15 protein-coding genes and 1 pseudogene are annotated in these 18712 nt (G+C 66.7%); 9 read left to right on the forward strand and 7 right to left on the reverse strand.

Annotated elements, in window-relative coordinates:
• Positions 1-102 precede the first annotated feature (102 nt).
• The 3 genes and pseudogenes from LH475_RS05535 to LH475_RS05545 form a co-directional block, all read left to right on the forward strand.
• Positions 103-1341, forward strand: a pseudogene (locus LH475_RS05535) (GuaB1 family IMP dehydrogenase-related protein); the annotation flags it as partial.
• Positions 1342-1526: 185 nt separating this feature from the next.
• Complete coding sequence (locus tag LH475_RS05540) at positions 1527-2864, forward strand: hemolysin family protein (protein WP_297413074.1); 1338 nt, start codon at positions 1527-1529, stop codon at positions 2862-2864.
• A complete protein-coding gene (locus LH475_RS05545; RefSeq protein ID WP_196843101.1) occupies positions 2861-3937 on the forward strand; it encodes a hemolysin family protein in 1077 nt (358 codons plus the stop codon). Before LH475_RS05540 ends, LH475_RS05545 begins: the two co-directional genes overlap by 4 nt.
• A gap of 81 nt (positions 3938-4018) precedes the next feature.
• On the opposite strand, the gene LH475_RS05550 is transcribed toward LH475_RS05545, so the two are convergent.
• Complete coding sequence (locus LH475_RS05550; RefSeq protein ID WP_297413071.1) at positions 4019-5758, reverse strand: HNH endonuclease signature motif containing protein; 1740 nt, start codon at positions 5756-5758, stop codon at positions 4019-4021.
• Positions 5759-6124: 366 nt separating this feature from the next.
• Here LH475_RS05550 and LH475_RS05555 point away from each other — a divergent pair, with 366 nt between their 5' ends.
• From LH475_RS05555 to LH475_RS05575, 5 genes are all read left to right on the forward strand, one after another.
• Positions 6125-6553: a VOC family protein gene (locus LH475_RS05555; protein ID WP_196843103.1), complete on the forward strand. Its 429-nt coding sequence runs from the start codon at positions 6125-6127 to the stop codon at positions 6551-6553.
• Positions 6554-6645: 92 nt separating this feature from the next.
• The gene (locus LH475_RS05560; RefSeq protein WP_196843104.1) at positions 6646-7521 is read left to right on the forward strand and encodes an ADP/ATP-dependent (S)-NAD(P)H-hydrate dehydratase; all 876 of its coding nucleotides are present in this window, start codon (positions 6646-6648) and stop codon (positions 7519-7521) included.
• 46 nt (positions 7522-7567) lie between these two features.
• Entirely contained in the window at positions 7568-8857 is a 1290-nt protein-coding gene (locus LH475_RS05565) for a glycosyltransferase 87 family protein (RefSeq protein WP_196843105.1), read from the forward strand.
• Positions 8858-8866: 9 nt separating this feature from the next.
• Positions 8867-9169, forward strand: coding sequence for a thiamine-binding protein (locus LH475_RS05570; RefSeq protein WP_196843106.1), 303 nt, complete (start codon positions 8867-8869; stop codon positions 9167-9169).
• A gap of 74 nt (positions 9170-9243) precedes the next feature.
• The gene (locus LH475_RS05575; protein WP_196843107.1) at positions 9244-10521 is read left to right on the forward strand and encodes an MFS transporter; all 1278 of its coding nucleotides are present in this window, start codon (positions 9244-9246) and stop codon (positions 10519-10521) included.
• A gap of 62 nt (positions 10522-10583) precedes the next feature.
• Here LH475_RS05575 and LH475_RS05580 read toward each other — a convergent pair whose 3' ends face one another.
• The 6 genes from LH475_RS05580 to LH475_RS05605 form a co-directional block, all read right to left on the reverse strand.
• Positions 10584-11237 carry a response regulator transcription factor gene (locus LH475_RS05580; RefSeq protein ID WP_196843108.1) on the reverse strand — a complete coding sequence of 218 codons (654 nt, stop codon included), beginning with the start codon at positions 11235-11237 and terminating at the stop codon, positions 10584-10586.
• A 45-nt stretch (positions 11238-11282) separates the two neighbouring features.
• A complete protein-coding gene (locus LH475_RS05585) occupies positions 11283-12620 on the reverse strand; it encodes a US12 family protein (protein WP_196843109.1) in 1338 nt (445 codons plus the stop codon).
• Positions 12617-13786 carry an ATP-binding protein gene (locus LH475_RS05590; RefSeq protein WP_196843110.1) on the reverse strand — a complete coding sequence of 390 codons (1170 nt, stop codon included), beginning with the start codon at positions 13784-13786 and terminating at the stop codon, positions 12617-12619. The genes LH475_RS05585 and LH475_RS05590 overlap by 4 nt, the downstream gene beginning before the upstream one ends.
• A 71-nt stretch (positions 13787-13857) precedes the next feature.
• Positions 13858-15060 (reverse strand): homoserine O-acetyltransferase, encoded by a 1203-nt coding sequence (locus LH475_RS05595; protein ID WP_196843111.1) that lies wholly within the window; start codon positions 15058-15060, stop codon positions 13858-13860.
• A 182-nt stretch (positions 15061-15242) separates the two neighbouring features.
• Positions 15243-16574, reverse strand: coding sequence for a bifunctional o-acetylhomoserine/o-acetylserine sulfhydrylase (locus LH475_RS05600; protein WP_297413072.1), 1332 nt, complete (start codon positions 16572-16574; stop codon positions 15243-15245).
• A 112-nt stretch (positions 16575-16686) separates the two neighbouring features.
• A complete protein-coding gene (locus LH475_RS05605; protein WP_297413073.1) occupies positions 16687-17787 on the reverse strand; it encodes an acyltransferase family protein in 1101 nt (366 codons plus the stop codon).
• Between the two features lie 29 nt (positions 17788-17816).
• On the opposite strand from LH475_RS05605, the gene LH475_RS05610 reads away from it, so the two are divergent.
• Complete coding sequence (locus tag LH475_RS05610) at positions 17817-18596, forward strand: SDR family NAD(P)-dependent oxidoreductase (RefSeq protein WP_196843114.1); 780 nt, start codon at positions 17817-17819, stop codon at positions 18594-18596.
• The last annotated feature ends 116 nt before the right edge of the window (positions 18597-18712 follow it).

Raw genomic sequence — 18712 nt, forward strand, 5'->3', positions numbered from 1 at the left:
GCCCCCCCGACCCCCCCCACCCCCCCCCATCTCCGCTCCTGCTATACTTACCCCCCCCGGGCCCCCGGCCCGCCCCGCCCCCCCCCCCCCCCCCCGCCCCCCGGACTCGGGGTGCTACCGCAGGACATGCACTTGCAAGATCTGGATGCGGCCATCCGCTGGGTAAAAGACCAGTCTGTTCGTTTCGACACGCCGTTCGTGTTCGCCCCGGACGACACCGTCGAACGGGCATTGCGGCAGGTTCCGGCCGTTCCCGGGCAGGGAATCGTGATTCACTCCGGCGGCGGTGACTACCTCGGCTGCATCGTCGCCAGTCGGCTGGCGACCGCCCTGCCCGACGCTCGCCTCGGCGATCTGCTACACGGTGAACTGACCGCGCTCGACGCCGATGACGTCGACGGGCCGCGCCGCGCGTTCGACCTGATGACCGAGGCCGACATCGACTTCGCGCCGGTGCTGCACCACGGCGTCGTCGTCGGAACCCTCAGCCGCAAGAGCGCCCTGCGCTCCACGCTCTATCAGCCCACCCTCGATGCGAACGGACGACTCAAGGTCGCCGCGGCGATCGGCATCAATGGCGACGTCGCCGCAAAGGCCCGAGCGCTCGCCGCGGCCGACGTCGACATTCTCGTCATCGACACCGCGCACGGCCACCAGCACGGCATGCTGCGCGCACTCGGCATTGTCGCCGACCTGAACCTCGGACTGCCGATCGTGGCCGGCAACGTCGTCACCAAGGACGCCGTGCGCGACCTGGTCGGTGCCGGGGCCACAATCGTCAAGGTCGGAGTCGGTCCGGGCGCCATGTGCACCACCCGCATGATGACCGCCGTCGGTCGGCCCCAGTTCTCGGCCGTGCTCGAAACGGCAACAGCAGCACGTGAACTCGGTGCTCACGTCTGGGCCGATGGCGGGGTGCGCTACCCGCGGGACGTGGCGCTGGCGCTGGCCGCTGGCGCAGCATCCGTCATGATCGGTTCCTGGTTCGCTGGAACCACCGAAGCACCCGGCACACTGAATGCGGATGCCCGTGGTGCGCTCTACAAGGAAAGCTGGGGAATGGCGTCGACGAAGGCCGTTCAGGCGCGTTTCGAGCGCCTCGACGCCTACGACCTCGCCCGCAAGACCCTGTTCGCCGAGGGAATCTCAAGCTCGAAGATCTACCTTGATCCGCTGCGGCCGTCGATCGAGGACCTGCTCGACATGATCACCTCGGGGGTGCGCTCCTCGTTCACCTACGCCGGGGCCACCACCGTCGCCGACTTTCACGAGAAAGCGCTCGTGGGCATTCAGTCGGCCGCCGGCTACGAAGAGGGCAAGGCGCTGCCGGTGTCTTGGTAGCGCTGGAGGCGCTGCCGAACGGTCTGGGGCTGCGCTGGTAGCCGGCACTGCTCGACCACCGGGCGTTCCGACAGGTGTGCCCGGTATACTTCGGTGAATAATGGATGACCCTCCCACTGCTGAACCCGCTTCCCACAAACCCTCGCCCGTAGCCGCTGGCGGTGAAATCCTTGTCTGAGTTGATCATGCTCGGGTTTGGACTCATCCTGACCGTCGGAACGGGCCTTTTCGTCGCCAGTGAGTTCGCCCTGGTGAATCTTGACCGCGCCGACCTCGAAGCGCGACGCGATCGCGGGGAGACCCGCCTCGCTCTCACCATTGCCGCGCTGAAAATCACCTCGACGCACCTCTCGAGCGCGCAGCTGGGCATCACCCTCACGACGCTGCTCACCGGATACACGATCGAACCGGCACTGTCGTCGCTGCTCCGCGGCCCACTCACCGCGGTGGGACTGCCCGTCGACCTCGTTCCGGCGTTCGGCACCACGATCGCGATCGTGACGGCGACCCTGGTGTCGATGGTCATCGGCGAGCTGGTTCCGAAGAACTTCGCGCTCGCCCTGCCCATTCAGACTGCTCGCCTGGTGCTTCCGTTCCAGACCGTGTTCACGGCCGTGTTCAAACCGGCCGTGCTCGTGCTCAACAACAGCGCCAACGGCTTGCTGCGCGCCGTCGGCATTGAACCGAAAGAAGAACTTTCCGGCGCTCGCACCGCCGAGGAACTCTCCTCGCTCGTGCGCCGTTCGGCCAGCGCCGGACTGCTCGAAAAGGACACCGCGACCCTGCTGCACCGCACACTGTTGTTCTCCGGGCACACGGCTTCCGACGTCATGACGCCGCGACCGCGCGTCGCGAGCATTCACCGCACCGATTCGGCGCAGGCCGTCATCGACCTCGCCCGCTCCACCGGTTACTCGCGTTTTCCCGTCGTCGACGAAAGCGTCGACGACGTCGTGGGCATCGTGCATGTCAAGCAGGCGGTGGCCGTGCCCCGCACTCGCCGAGCGGATGTTCCGGTGTCAGCCCTGCAGACCGACCCGGTGCGCGTGCCCGAAACGATGAAACTCGACGACCTGCTCGGCGAGCTGCGCGGTCGTGGTTACCAGATGGCGATCGTCGTCGATGAGTATGGCGGTACCGCCGGCGTGGTCACTCTCGAAGACCTGGTCGAGGAACTGGTCGGTGAGGTTGCCGACGAGCACGACCGTGCCCGTGCCGGCGTGGTTCGCTCACCCGATTCTCTGACCTTTCCCGGCATGCTGCGCCCCGACGAACTGCTCGATCGCACGAGCGTCGTCGTGCCGGAGCAGGGCCCGTACGAGACCGTGGCCGGTTTTGTCATGAGCGAGCTGGGCCGGCTGCCGTTGATCGGCGATCGCGTGCCGGTCAGCGGCGGATTCCTCACCGTGGAACGGCTCGAGGGGCGCCGCATCGACCGGCTGCGCTTCACCCCCGGGGCCGCCCCAGAACCCGCGCTGTCCGGTGAAACCAAGTCCGACCGAAAGAAGGTGAGCGACACATGAGCGACTGGGCCGGAATTGCCTGGTTGGTCGTGCTTCTCGCCGCCAACGCCTTCTTCGTCGGAGCGGAATTCGCCGTCATCTCGGCCCGCCGCTCCCAGATCGAACCGCTCGCCGAGGCCGGAAAACGCAGCGCCAAGACCGCGCTGTGGGCGATGGAACACGCGACTCTTATGTTGGCGACCTCCCAGCTGGGTATCACGGTGTGCTCGCTGCTCATTCTGAACGTCTCCGAGCCGGCGATCCACCACCTGCTGGAGGTGCCGCTGGGCCTGACCGGTCTGCCCGATGCCGCGATCGGCACCATCGCGTTCATCGTTGCGCTGCTGCTGGTCTCCTACCTGCACGTCGTGTTTGGTGAGATGGTGCCGAAGAACCTGTCATTCTCGGTGCCGGACCGAGCTGTTCTGCTGCTCGCGCCGCCACTCGTATTCGTCGCTCGCGTTTTCAAGCCGCTGATCGTCACCCTCAACGCCTGCGCCAACGGTGTGTTGCGCCTGTTCGGGGTGCAGCCGAAGAACGAGGCAACGAGCGCGTACACCCTCGATGAGGTCGCCACGATCGTCACCCAGTCCACCCGTGAGGGTGTGCTGAGCGACGGAACCGGCGCCCTCACGGCAACGTTCGAGTTCACCAATCTCAAGGTGCGGGACGTGGCTGTGGGCCTGGCCACGCTGGTCAGCCTGCCGGAGTCGGCCACGCCCGCCGACGTGGAGAAGGCCGTGACACGCCACGGCTTCTCCCGCTACGTACTCGCGGACGCCGAGGGCTACCTCACCGGGTACGTGCACCTGAAAGACGTGCTCGACCTCGATGTTGCTTCGGCTGTGACCGGTGCCGCAACGCTGGCCGCACCGGACAGCTACGCCGGGCGAATTCCGGCCAAGCGCATCCGTGCCTTGATTTCTATTTTCGAAGACACCGACCTCGAAGATGCCCTCGCCACCATGCGCCGCTCGGGCGCGCACCTGGCCCGCTCGTTCACCGCCGAGGGCGAGACCACCGGGGTGCTCTTTCTCGAGGACATCATCGAGGAACTCGTCGGCGAAGTGCAAGACGCCACCCGCCGCGACTAGAGCCTGTCGCCATCCCGTGTCTGGCCATTGTCGTCGGTGCGCCCACACGGGCAGCGGCCGGGTTCAGTTTCGGTCCCGAGTTCAGTTGCGCCAGTCGCCCGGTGGGTGACCCGGTCTCGGGTCGCGCCCATATCGTTGGTCAAGCGTGCCTCGTTGGTCGCGCCTATTCCGTTGGTCGCGCCCATTCCGTTGGTCAAGCGTGCCTCGTTGGTCGAGCTGGTCTCGTTGGTCGGGCGTGTTTCGTTGGTCGAGTGTGTCAAGACCGCCATCGCGTGCCTCGCTCTTGTTGTCGGTGCCGGCTCCGGTGAGATGAACCGCCGTTGGGTCGAGTCGGAGGTCCTCGGTCATGAGGGGGTTTTTGCTGGGGAGTGCGATGAGCGTCTGCTCGGGGTCGATTTCGGCTGGGGGTTGCAGCCAGTACTGGCTGGCTTTGTGGAGTACTTTCCAGCCCCGGTTGTGAAGGAGCAGGTGGTGTGGGGCGCAGAGCAGGATGGCGTGGTCGATGTTGGTGAGGCCGTGGTCGGTGAGCCAGTTTTCGATGTGGTGGGTTTCGGTCCAGGAGGGTGGTTGGTCGCAGCTGGGCCAGCGGCATCCGCCGTCGCGTACCGCGAGGGCGTGGCGTTGGGCGGTGGTGAAGAGGCGTTGGTCGCGGCCGATGTTGAGGGGTTGCCCGGTGTGGTCGAAGAGAATTCCGAGGTAGCCGGAGCCGCACAGGTGCCGGTCGATCGTCTCACCGGACACCGGGGCAGGGTTGCCCTCCAGGTATCCAAACGCTGACTTGCCACTGCTGCTGCCGCCGCTGGGGATAGTGGGGCGGTTGTGTTCGGTGACGATGACGCGTACGGAGGGGCGGCGGCCGCCGAAAAGGGTGTTGGGGTCGGCGTCGGCGCCGAGTGTGAGCAGTTGGGTGAAGGAATCGGCGGCGATCTGGTCGAGGGTGCGCGGGTCGTCTTTCACGCTCTGCGCCCACGCTGCCCGCTCTGGGTCAACGAACCTGACGCCGCCGCGGCGCGGGCTGGTCAGTGCGTCGTAGGTCGCCAGCCACAGTTCGCCCTGCTCCGGTGGTAGCAGGGCGTGGAGGGTGACCATGCCGTCAGCGCGTCGCCACAGCGACCAGCTCGTGTCGTCGCGCGCTTGTTTTTCCCGCGCGAGAACGCCGGCTGCGTCGAGGTCGTCGCGCAGCCGCCGGGCGCGTTTGTAGGCCTGTTCGGTGTTCATCCCCGGAGCCGTGGCCAGCAGCACGCGTAGGGCCGCGGCGAGTTTCTCGGCGGTGATGGCTTGGTCCAGGGTGCCCAGGCCCCGCAGTAGGGCGTCGGCGACGCCGGGCGAGACACGGCCGTCAGCGACGGCGTGCACGATCGGCGCCTGCCACGGCACCGGCAGCACGACCGGCAGCACGACCGGCAGCGGCGCGACCGGCGGTGCCGGGGATAACGGCGCCGCGTCACGCGCGGCGTCGGCCGCCAGCCGTTCGGCCGCCAGCCGTTCGGCGGTCTCGGTGTCGCTCATCAGCACCCCGACCGCGAGTAGCCGGCCGGCGTCGATGCGGCTCAGGCCTGTGGCGTGCTGCACCATCAACGTCGGATTACCAAACCCCTGCCGCGCCGCCAGACCGGACTGGCCCCACTGCGGCCGGGACCGCTCGGCAATCGTGCCCGCCAGCAACGCCGCCGCCGTATTACTCAGCCGCAACAGATCAGCGATCGGACCCCGAGCGGCAAGCACCTGCGCATCCGACAGACGGCTGAACTCGGCGCTCGAACCCCCCAGCGCCGCCACGGCGGCGGCGGCCTGTGTTAGTTCCAGTGCCACGTTGTTCATGATTCAACCCAACATCCACCCACCGACATTCCCGAGGAAAAATCAGGAATATCGACCCGAAAAGCCGAAAGTCGCGAAAGAAAACTCAAAGAAATGTTTCAAGGATCAATTCGCCACGACGGACAGGCCAGATTACGGGACAGCCTCGCCGACCTGGAACGTCGCAGCCTGGCGGTCATGGAGGAATAACCGGGTTGGCCCCAGGTCGATCCCCCAGATAGCGCGGAAACGCTTCGCCGACACAGCCCGAGACTGACCCGCGCTGGGCCGGTGACTCGCGGATACCCCTCGCACCTCGCCAAGGCGGCGGGACGGGGGTAAAATAATTCCTGAAAAATGCACAGTGGGTGCAGAAAGGGAAAGCTCATGTTCAGCCAATTAGAAACCTACTCGGTACTTCCCGCACGTGATCTGGCACGTGCCCGGCGCTTCTACAAGGACGTGCTCGGTATGGAACCCGATGAAGAGCGGGTGGAGGGGTTGCTTTATCGCACCCCGAAAGGCGCCGCGATTATGGTCTACGAAACCGACAATGCCGGCACCGCGGCCAACACCGCGATCGCATTCGTCACCGACGATATCGACGCTGAGGTCGCCGCCCTGCGCGGTCGTGGCGTCACGTTCCAGGAATACGATTTTCCGGGATTGAAAACTGAAGACGGCATCGCGACGATGAATGAGGAACGTGCGGCGTGGTTCAAAGACACCGAGGGCAACATCATCTGCGTGTCGCAGACCCCGGCGTCCGATCGCCGCCCCATGCGGGAGCGCGAAGAATCGCAGTCGGCACACTGAACCGGCCCCAGCTGGCCGCCGCTGTCGACGGCCAGCGCCGGGGCATCCGCTTGAGGTGGCCGGGGCCAGCCAAAACGACCTATCGTGGAGGCATGGTGAAACCGTGTGGCTGGCTCGAATGGGAGGCTGAACAGGCCCGCGACTGGATCTCCCGGCCGGAGGCCGGTGACGACAAATACTCGCGCGGAGTGCTCGGAGTGCGCACCGGCTCCAGGGACTACCCGGGTGCCGCCGTGCTCGGTGTCGACGCGGCCGTGCGAACCGGCCTCGGCATGGTTCGCTACCTCGGTCCGCGCCGCGCCGCCACCCTCGTGCTGCAGCGCCGTCCCGAGATCGTGACCGTGCCCGGCCGCGTGCAAGCGTGGCTGCTCGGCTCCGGCATCAACTCGACCACGAGATCGGATGCCGTCACCACCGCCCTCAGGGCGGCGCTCGCCGAGGGCCTGCCCACCGTCCTCGACGCGGGCGCCCTCGACCTGATGTCGCGCGCGATCGGGCCGACCGTGATCACCCCGCACGCTGGCGAACTGGCCGTGATGCTCGCGAATGAGGCCAAGCCGGGCTCCGCCTCGCAGATCGCCGCGAACCCGGGCGAGTGGGCCATTCGTGCCGCGCGTCTGTTCGACGTGACGGTGCTGCTCAAGGGGGCCGTCACCCACGTGGCATCGCCGTCGGGCGCTCGGCTGACCGTGTCGACCGGGCCGGCCTGGCTGGCCACGGCCGGGTCGGGCGACGTGCTCGGCGGAATTCTCGGGGCGCTCCTGGCCACCCATTCCGACCAGCTCGAAGCGGATGCCGCCTCCCTCGCCCCGCTCGTAGCCACCGCCGCGCTCCTGCATGCCGAAGCCGCGAACCTGGCTTCCGCCGGTGGTCCGATCGCGGCCCTCGACGTGGCCGATGCCGTGCCGCGGGCCGTCGCTGCGTTCCTGGGCCACGGGATCGATCCGGGACCACGCCCGACCCGTTAGAGCGGGACGCGATGCGGCGAAGCGGTTGCCTGTGCGAAAGTAAAGCGTGCGAATTCACGACGAGACCCGCAGCGACACCATACCGCGGCCCACGCGGCCGGTTCTGCGGCATCCGCGCGCCGCGCTGTGGTCGGCTTTCGCGCTCGTGCACCTGCTGCTGATCGTTTTGGCCCTGTTCGGGCCCGGGCATCCGCTCGGCGATGTCAGGGTCGTTTACCGCGGCTGGGCGGAGAACGCGGTGGCTGGCAGCCTCGTCGGAATCACCGAGAACTTCGTGTACCCGGTGCTCGCCCTGGTGCCGATCGTCAGCGCGTTCGTCCTCGGAGGCGCGGCCTACCTCGGAACCTGGTTTGTACTGGTGACCGGGTTGAACGCCGGGGCATTTTTCGTGCTTGTGCGCTCACACCAACGAGCGGCCTGGTGGTGGCTGGTCTTTCTAGCCCTGCTCGGTCCGATCGCGCTCCTCCGCATCGACTCGGTCACGGTGCCGCTCTGCATCGTCGCCCTGCTCTGGCTGCGCCGCCGCCCACTGTGGGGCACGATGCTGCTCACACTTGCGACCTGGATCAAGATCTGGCCGGTCGCGGCGCTCGCCGCCCTGTTCGTGGCGTCGCGACTGCGCTGGCGGATGCTCGGGGTCGCCGCTGCGGTCACCGCGGCGGTCGTCGCTGTGGCCGCGACGCTCAGCCTGAGCCGAGGAAGCGGCATTCACGTGCTGAGTTTCGTGGCCGAGCAGGCGGGCCGGGGGATCCAGATCGAATCGCCCGTCGCCGGGCCGTGGCTCTGGCAGGCCGTGCTCGGAGTGAACGGCAGTTTCATCTACTACGACCGCCAGCTTCTCACATTTCAGGTCGCCGGCACGGGCACCACGATCATGAGCGCCGTGATGACTCCGCTGCTGGCGCTCGCCGCCGCCGCCGTGCTGCTGCTCGGCCTGCGGGCCCAGCGCCGGGGTGCGGGCTGGCTGGCGGTTCTGCCGCCGTTGACGCTCGCGTTGACGGTGACCCTGATCGCGTTCAACAAGGTTGGTTCGCCGCAGTTCATCAGCTGGCTGGCCGCTCCGATCATTCTGGGGATCGTGGTGAACGGCCGGCCCTGGCGCACACCGGCGTTGCTCGGGCTTGCGCTGGCCGCCCTCACCCAGGTCGTCTACCCCTACCTGTATTACTGGGTGCTCGTGGCCAATCCGTTCTTGGTGCTCGTGCTGAGCCTGCGTAACCTGCTCGAGTTCGTGCTGCTCGGCTGGGCGCTCCGAGCCCTGTATCGACTCAGGCCACCGCGGGGCGAACCCGCATCCGTTGGCCCACACCTTACCGCCACCGACCACAACATTTAGGGAGACACCATGCTCGTAGCTTTTTCTGTCGCACCGTCCGGTGCCGCCGACTCGCAGGGATCCGTGCACGATGCGGTCGCCGCCGCCGTGCGCATCGTGCGCGAATCCGGCCTGCCCAACCACACCGATTCCATGTTCACCACCATCGAGGGCGACTGGGACGAGGTCTTTGCCGTCATCAAGGCGGCGACCGAGGCGGTGAGCGCATTCGGACCGCGCGTTTCCCTCGTGCTCAAGGCCGACATTCGTCCCGGGCACACCGGCGAGCTGACCGGCAAGCTGGAGCGTCTGGAGACCGCCCTCGACGCCTGAGATCGCGGAGTGATCTGCAGGTTCGCCGGGGGCCAGACCCCACACGCGAGCAGGCCGAGGCTTAGGCTTATCGCATGCCCCTCACTCCTGACGGGTCGACGCAGCTGTCGTCGACCCGAATTCGTCTTGCCCTCCTCGCCCTCGCCCTCGGCGGCTTCGGCATCGGCGCAACTGAATTCGTCGCCATGGGTCTGCTGCCGAACCTCGCCGCCGACCTGCTGCCGGGCCTCTACGCCAGCGCACCGGATGCCGCCAACGCGCAGGCCGGCTGGCTCATCTCGGCCTACGCCCTCGGCGTTGTCGTCGGAGCGCCGACGATTGCCGCGGCCGCTGCCCGCTGGCCGCGCAAACAATTGCTGCTCGGTCTGCTGACCGCGTTCACCCTCGGCACCATCGCCTCGGCACTGCTGCCCACCTTCGAGACCGTGCTCGCCGCCCGGTTCGTGGCCGGGCTGCCGCACGGCGCCTACTTCGGCATTGCTTCGCTCGTCGCGGCCCACCTGATGGGTCCCGGCAAGCGTGCCCGCGGCATAGCGATCGTGTTGAGCGGCCTGACGATCTCCAACGTCATCGGGGTGCCGACGATCACCTGGATCGGTCAGACCAGCGGATGGCGCGCGGCCTACCTCGTCGTCGCCGCAATTTTCGCGCTCACCCTCGTGGCCGTCGCCGTGTTCGTGCCCTTCCAGGCCGGCAACCCGAAGGCCACGATGCGCGCCGAGCTGCGGGCGTTCCGCAGGCTGCAGGTCTGGATCACCCTGTCGATCGGCGCGATCGGCTTCGGCGGGCTGTTCGCCGTGTACACCTACGTCGCGCCGCTCGTGATCGAGATCACCGGGCTCGCCGCCGCCGCGGTGCCGCTCGTTCTGGTGGTCGTCGGCCTCGGCATGACGGCCGGCAACTTCACCGGGGGAGCGCTGGCCGACTGGAGCGTGCGCCGCACGATGTACATCTCCTTCGGCGTACTCATCGTCGCCCTCGTCACGCTCGGCCTGTCGGCGCAGTTCCTGGCCGGGCTGCTGGCGAGCGTGTTCCTGATCGGCGCCGGCGCCTCCGCTCTCTCGCCGACCATTCAGGCGCGGCTGATGGACGTCGCCCACGAGAGCCAGTCGCTCGCCGCGGCGCTCAACCATTCCTCGCTGAACGTCGGCAATGCCCTTGGTGCGGCCCTGGGCGGTGCCGCGATCGCTGCGGGGCTCGGCTACCTCGCGCCGGTCTGGATCGGCGTTGGGTTGAGCGCGATCGGTGTGCTGCTGACCCTGCTCACCTTCAGCATCGACCGTCAGCGTCGCCAGGCGGGCCAGCACGTGCCCTACGGCACCCAACTGATACCGATCGTCTGCCCGCGTTGACGCGGCGGACCGGCCAGCATATCGACATGCTGGCCGGCCAGGTCAGCAGCGGATGCTGCGCGCTAGTCCGTCAGCAGAATGCCGTCGTGGATGGCTCGCTTGCGCAGCGCGACCTTGGTTCCCACGTCGTACCCGGCGAGGCGGTACTTCTCGCGAATGCGCTTGAGGTAGCTCTTGGCGGTCTCCTCGGAGATGCCGAGCTGGTAGGCGACGGCCTTCACCGGCTCGCCGGCACCGTAGAGCGCCATGACCCGGCGTTCCTGCGCACTGAGGCGCGGACCTTCGACGTTCTCGGTCGAGTTGAGCGCATAGTCGAGCTCAGCCGAAATGTACGACTTGCCGTTGTAGGCGGCGCGAATGGCGTCGACGATCATGTTCGCCTCCTCGCTCTTCACGAGGTAGCCGAGCGCTCCCGCCGCGAGGGCTTCGCGCACGAGGGCCGGCTCAGAATAGGTGCTCATGAGCACCGTCTTCACGCCGGTCGTCTTGAGCGTGGAAATCTTCAGGGACACCGGAATGTTGTCCTTGAGATCGAGGTCAAGCAGCACGACGTCCACCGGAAACTCGGGATGCGTGAGCAGCTCGGGCCAGGTGGTCACCGCCGCCACCATCTCGATGTCATCGGCGGCGCTCCGGATCCACTCGGTGAGTGCCCCCAAGAGCATCCTGTGATCATCAACAAGGGCCAAACGAATGGGACGGTCTGTTGTCGTCATTTTCTGCCTCCTACTCCCTGCACCTTATCGTCAAAATCCCCAACACTAGGCATCCGCGGGATTGTCCACACTGCACTCGATGTCTACCCGAAGGCTTCCGGCCTGGTTGGAGTCCACATGCGGGCCAACCGCACGAATCGCCTGCCACGTTTCCGGATCGACACGCCGCCGCGCTATCCCCGTTGTGGTCAATTCGATCGGAAATCGCACTTTTCGATGCGGACCCGCCCCGTGCGTGGGGGCAATTGGTCCAAGACGCAGTGAGACGGATGCCCCGGACCGGGCCGTATCCCCGATCAGCAGCCAAATTGTCAGCAGCAGCCCATCGCGTTGCGGCGGTGACAGCAGGCCGGCCAGGCCGGCCGGATCGCTCAGCGCAACGACCGGGCCGAGAAATTCACTCTCGGTGATGGCATGGTGCAGCCAGGTTTCGGTGCGGCCCTGGATCAGCTGCAAACGCAGTTGGGTGGCCAGGGAAGCCGCCGTCGTCGCCGTCGACAGCGCGAGCGGAAGTGCCGTGCGGCCCTGGGCCACATCGTCGAGCAGGGTCTCGGCGTCGAAGTCGAGCCGGGCCAGCTGTTCGGAGGCAAGCATGCCGACCGCGAATCGCGGCTGGGACACCGTGCTCTGCACCAGCACGAGGTCGAGTTCGCGCTGCACCATGCGCCGAAACGCCTGCACGATGCTCGCACCGACCAGCGCCGGCGCCACCGCCAGGGCAATGGAGAGAATATCCGGGCCGAGGGTGAGCAGGTCGTCGCGCGTTGTGAACAGGGTCGCCGCGCTCATGGTCAGGCCGAGGGCACCGGTGGCCATGGCGATATCGCCGGCCTCCCGCAGCGTCACGATCGACAGCAGAAAAGCCCCGACGGCCGGGGCCGCGGTGGGGAAAGCTGCCGTGCCGGCCACCCCCCACGATCCGGCCAGATCCAGCGCGACGACGACCGCACAGGCGCCGATGGCAACCAGGAACAGCCAAAGCGGCATGCGGGACGCGAGTTTGTGCACCGCGAGGTTCACGGCCACCGCCGTCGCCAGCAGAATCGCCCAGGCCAGAATGCTCAGCACCGGAAGGTGCGCCGGGTCCCACTGAATTATCAGCCGCACGAGCAGAAACAGAGCGATGCACGCCCCACTGACGCTCATGCCGATGCCGAGATGACGCGCACCCAAACCGTTCTGGTCCGACCGGAAGACGGTGATGCGCCCGTCTCCGCGCAGCATCGTGCGCGGAAAACGCAACGGCAACAGGTCCGCTCGGGTGCGGTGGTCAGCGGATGCCGGCGGCCAGATGCGTTCGGAGGGACCGCCGAGCAGACGCGAACCGACACCGCGTGCCCGCGGGTGGGTGGCGATGGGCGCGGTATCGCTGAACTGGTTCACTTGGGCACCTCGAGCACGACCGTCGTTCCGGCGCCGGGCGAGGAGAACAGGCGGGCGTTGCCGCCGACATCCCGCAGCCGTGCGATGACCGATTCGGCGACGCCGAGCCGTTCCGACCCGACCTGGCCGAGGTCGAAGCCGACCCCGGTGTCGGTGACCATCGCGCGAACGGTGGTGTCGTCATCCGTTATGGTCACATCGGCGTGGTCGACACCGGAGTGGCGGCGCACGTTTTCGAGGCATTCCGACAGGGCCAGCAGAAACGAATCGAGTACGTTGCTGTGCAGTTGCACCTGGCCTCTACCGTGCCAGTTGACCGTGAGGCCCATGCGTTCAAAACGTTGGCGCACGGCGTCGAGGGTGTCGCCGAGGGTGAGTACCGTCGCCGGTTCCAGGCTGTAGACCCCGGACCGACGCGGGGTCGGCAGGCCGCCGAGGCGCAACTGGCGCAGCAGACGGGCGTCGTCGCCGGCCTGTTTTTGTAGGGCGGCCGGGCTCACCCCGACACCGGAGTGGGCGAGCAGAGTGAGGGTGGCGAGTACCGTGTCGTGCAGCAGGCGGGCATCCTGGCGGCGCTGCGCCTCCAGCTCGCTCGCGTGACGTTCGGCACGGTGGGCGCGCCCGATCGCGGCGATGCGATGCATCACGCGGGGCACGCTCTGCGCCATCCACCAGGACGCGAGGGTGAAGGCCAGCCACATACTCACGGTCAGGGTCAGCAGCACCGCGCGGTCGGGCGCGTTGACCGTCACGACAGCCACGCTCGTGACGGTGAGCACGAAGCACGACACGAGCAGCAGCAGTCGGCGCGGGCTGGTCAGCAGGACGGCCGCGATCGCGCACATCGGCGCGGTGGAGACCATACCGATGACGCTCTCCTCGATCAGGTTCGGGGGAACGCCCGGATGGCTGGTGAAGCCGACGACCAGAATGATCGCTATCCCGCTGAGCACGGTCAGGACGGCCCACCGCAGGGCCCCGGTGCTGCCCAGCAGGTATTGTCCAGCGGTCAGAAATAGTACGAGCACAGCGGCCCACAGGCGCGCGCCGGCTTCCAGCCCGCCGGGCACGAGAAGGCACGCCATCGTCGTTGCCGACCCGGTCAGCCCGGCCGCTTGCACCGCTCTTCGTAAGAGGCGATCGCGCTCCTTGACAATGCGTTGCATGGGTGCCTGTCCGGTTGAGAATGAACGTGTTCTATCAGCACCATACCGGGCGGGACACACGCGGGTTCGCCCTAGTGCAACACCCGTCGAATCTGGGCGCCGATTGCATCGTTCTCGATGAGAAATCCATCGTGACCGTACCCGGATTCGAGCACCACCGCGGTGGGGCCATCGATATTGTTCGGCAGGTGAGCGGCGATGGTGCGCTGGCCATCGACCGGGAACAGTCGGTCGCTGTCGATTCCGACGACGACCGAGCGGGCCGTTACCCGACCGAGGGCGGCCGCGACACCGCCGCGACCGCGACCGACATCGTGCGAGTTCATGGCTTCGACCAGCACGATGTAGCTGTTGGCGTCGAAGCGTCGGGTGAATTTATTGCCATGAAAGTCAAGGTACGATTCCACGGCGAAGCGACCGTTTTCGCCGAGCGGACTGATGTCGCTCTGCCAGCCACGGTCGAAGCGAGCGTTGAGTTCGGCCGGACTTCGGTAGTTCAACAATGCCATTCGACGGGCCAGGGCCAGCCCACGGGTCGGACCGTCGCCATCCGCTTCGTCGTAGTAGTCACCGGCTCGAAAAGCCGGGTCGGTGCGAATGGCCTCGATCTGCACCGAGTTGAGGGCGATCTGGTCGGCGGTCGTGATCGGCGGCGCGGCCAGAAGGATCAGACGGTCGACCCGGTCGGGGGTCTCGATCGCCCACTCAAGGGCGTGCATGCCGCCCATGGAACCGCCGATGACGGCCGTCCACCGGTCGATGCCGAGTCGGTCGCTGAACACCCGTTGCGCGCTCACCTGGTCGCGAATGGTCAGATAGGGAAAGCGGATGCCCCACTCCGTCCCGTCGGGCGCGAGCGAGGCCGGCCCGGTGCTGCCCTGGCAGCCGCCGAGCATGTTCGGCGCCACGACGAACCACACATCGGTGTCGACGGCGAGGCCGGGGCCGACGATGCCGTTCCACCAGCCTCCGATCTCCTGCCCGGGCCCGGGCGCGAAGGCCACGTGGCTGTCACCGGTGAGGGCGTGCAGCACGAGCACGGCATTGTCGCCGGCCGGACTGAGGGTGCCCCAGGTCTCGTAGGCGAGGCGGGCGTCCGGCAGGGTGCCCCCGGCCTCGAAACTGAGGGGGCCGAGGTTGACGAACTGTCGGTGGCCGACCGGGTCGCCGTCTCGCCAGGCGCCGGTGGCCGGAGGCTTGCCGAGCACCGAGCGCGCCTGGGCTTCGGTGATGAAGCTCGACGGGACCGTGTCTGCTGACGATTGCCATTCCATACGCGTCCAGTCTGGCGGTCGAATGAACTACCCGGGCGCATGTTACGTCGAACTCCCGGGCGAAGATGGCCTGTAGGGCCCCAGGCGTTGGTGCGGTCGCGTTTGACGTGTGGTTCAGGCGTTGGTGCGGTCGCGTTTGACGCGTGGTTCAGGCGTCGGTGCGGTCGCGTTTGACGTGTGGTTCAGGCGTCGGTGCGGTCGCGTTTGACGACCGCTCGGGCGGCGGCCAAACCTTCCTCGAGGTCGGCTTTCAGATCGGCGACGTTCTCGATGCCGACCGAGAGGCGCACAAGGCCGGGCGTGACGCCGGCGGTGAGCTGCTGCTCCGGGGTGAGCTGGGCGTGCGTGGTCGAGGCTGGGTGGATCACCAGGGAGCGCACGTCGCCGATGTTGGCGAGGTGGCTGAACAGGTTCAGGTTGTCGACGAGTGCGCGGCCGGCCGTGACACCACCCTTGAGCTCGAACGAGAGCACCGCACCGACGCCGAGCGGCGCGTACTTGTTGGCGTTGGCATACCACGGGCTCGACGGCAATCCGGCGTAGTTCACCGAGGCGATATCGTCGTGGTTGTCGAGCCACTCGGCGATGTCCTGGGCATTCTGCACGTGGCGTTCGATGCGCAGGCTGAGCGTCTCAATGCCCTGAATCAACTGCCAGGCGCTCGCCGGGGCGATGGCCGAGCCGAGGTCACGCAGTAGCTGCACGCGGGCCTTGATGACGTAGGCGAGGCCGTCGCCGACCGCAGTGGTGTAGCTCGCACCGTGGTACGACGGGTCGGGTTCGGTCAGGCCGGGAAACTTCTCCACGTTCTTGGACCACTCAAATTTGCCGCCGTCGACGAGTACGCCGCCGATTATGGTGCCGTGGCCGCCGAGAAACTTCGTGGCCGAGTGCACGATGATGTCGGCGCCGTGCTCGAACGGGCGAATGAGGTAGGGCGTGGCGATCGTGTTGTCAACGATGAGCGGAATGCCGGCCGCGTGGGCGACATCCGCTACCAGCGAAATGTCGAGCACGTTGATGCGCGGGTTGCCGATGGTCTCGGCGAAGAACAGCTTGGTGTTCTGTCGCACCGCTCGCTGCCATTCGGCCGCGTCATCCTGGTCCTCGACGAAGGTGACCTCGATGCCCAGTTTGGCCAGGGTGTACTTGAACAGGTTGTAGGTGCCGCCGTAGATCGAGCTCGACGACACGATGTGGTCGCCGGCCTGCGCAATGTTCAACACCGCAAAAGTGGATGCCGACTGACCGCTCGACAGCAGCAGCGCCGCGGTTCCGCCCTCCAGGGCAGCGACGCGCTCTTCGACGACCGCCTGGGTGGGGTTCTGGATGCGGGTATAGATGTTGCCGAATTCGGCCAGAGCGAACAGGTTCTGGGCGTGCTCGGCGCTGTTGAATACGTACGAGGTGGTCTGGTAGATCGGCGTGGCCCGCGCGTTCGTGACCGGGTCGGGTCGAGCGCCGGAGTGAACCTGCTTGGTTTCGAACTTCCACGATGAAGAATTGTCGGTCACGATAGCCTCCGGCTCATACGGCGTGGACTCTCCAGCGCTCTGGCCCGAGCATAAAGAGGCCCGAATGGCCGTGCAAGAGCGAACGAAACACAACGTCATGTTGTGCGTGCGGCTACTTGGGATTGCGGTGCGGCGGCACGATCGTGCCGGTTGGAGTCGTCGCCGTCGGCCCAAACAGCCAGCGCGCCTTCGGCTCCACCAGGGGCCGAACCAGCCGCCGCACGACGGGCAGCGACAGCACGATCGAGATCACCACGCTCAGTGCGATCATGCCCGGCAACACCCACCCCGGCTGTGGGCCGTCCAGCACCCCGGTCTCGCGCAGCGGGTAGAGCACAAAGGTGTGCAGCAGGTAGATATACATCGTCGCCGCGCCGAGGTCGGTGAACCAGGTCGTGCGCCGCGGTATGAGCATGAGGAACGCCACGATGAGCGCGAAGGCGAGCAGCATGACAGCCAGACGGATGCCGCCGGCCCAGAACTCGGAATAGTCAAACGTCGCGTACGACTCGTCATAGAGCAGAAAACGGCGCACCTGCAGGATACGCAGGGTCTCGATGTTGAGCCCGATCAGCAGGTACAGCAGGCCAAAAAGGCCGAGTGCACCGGCCCGCCAGCGCCAGACCAGGCCGGCGCGCAGCTCCAGCCAGGTATCGGTCAGAAGCCACTGGCGCAGTTTCCAGCCGAACACGAAGAACGGCAGCAGCCCGAGGGTACGGGAGAGGGCGAATGTTCCGTCGATATTCGAGAGGTAGCCGGCCCCGATCGAGATCATGATGCTGATCGTGAGGGGATAGCGCAGCAGCACAAGGTAGGGCAGCGCGATGCGCCACAACAGCAGTGCGAGGAAAAACCACAGGGTCCAGCTCGCGGTCGAGTAGTCGAGCACGAGCGTGCCGCCGAGAATCCAGCGCAGTGCCGTCCAGATCGTCTCGAAAATGATGTACGGAAAGACAAGGTCGGTGAGCAATCGCTGCATCTGCAACGCGCCGGGCGGTCCCGACTTCGCGAAATAGCCACTCACGGCAACAAAGACGGGAACGTGGAAGGCGTAGATGAACAGGTACATCGTGTACGCGCTATCCGCTTCACCGATGAGTTTGAGAATCGCGTGCCCGACCACCACGAGGGTGATCGCAATCCAGCGAGCGTTGTCCCAGAGGGGAACGCGACGCTTCTGCGGGTGTGTGGTGGTCGTGCTCAGTGCGCTCATTGAAGCCATTCTCCCGCCACAATGGAGAAATGAGTACTCGACGAGTTGTGGTGACCGGTGCAAGTTCAGGAATCGGAAGCGCCAGCGTGCGCCTATTCCGTGAGCACGAATGGGATGTGGTCGGTGTCGCGAGGCGTGCGGATCGCCTCGCAACGCTGCAAGCGCAAACGGGAGCGGACGTCTTCACCGCCGACCTCACGGTGCAAGCGGATGTCGACGCCCTGCGCGATTATCTGGCCGCGACCGGCCCGGTGCACGCCCTCGTCAACAACGCCGGCGGCGCCAAGGGCCTCGACACGGTCGAGGCCGGCAGTATCGAGGACTGGGCCTGGATGTTCGAGATCAATGTGCTCGCCGTCAAACGGGTCACCACGGCCATTCTGCCGCTACTGCGCGCCGGCATCGACTCCGGGGCAGGGTCGGCCGACATCGTGACCGTCACGTCGATTGCGGGCCATGTCGCTTATCTGGGCGGTGGCGGCTACAACGCGGCCAAGTTCGCCGCCCACGCGATGACCGAGGTGCTGCGGCTCGAGCTCTCGGGGGAGCCGATTCGGGTGATCGAGATCGCGCCGGGCATGGTCAGAACGGATGAGTTCGGTCTGGTTCGCTTCAACGGTGACGCCGACAAAGCCTTCGCTGCCTACGACAATGTGCCCAATCCGCTCTCGGCCGAGGACATTGCCGAGACCATCGTGTCGAGCGTGGAACGGCCGGCGCACGTGAACCTCGACCTGATCGTGATCAAACCGGTCGCCCAGGCGGCTCCGACCCGGATCGCCCGTGGGGAGCTCAAGATGCGCGAGTAGCAGCGCGTACCGCGGCTTCAGCGCGTACCGCGGCTTCTTGGCGCGGCCTGCGTCGGCGACGGGTCATCCGCTCCTCGCTCAAACATTGAGGGTTTTGGGGGGGGGGGCCCGCCCCC

This window comes from Cryobacterium sp., from assembly GCF_026786305.1.
Classification (GTDB): domain Bacteria; phylum Actinomycetota; class Actinomycetes; order Actinomycetales; family Microbacteriaceae; genus Cryobacterium.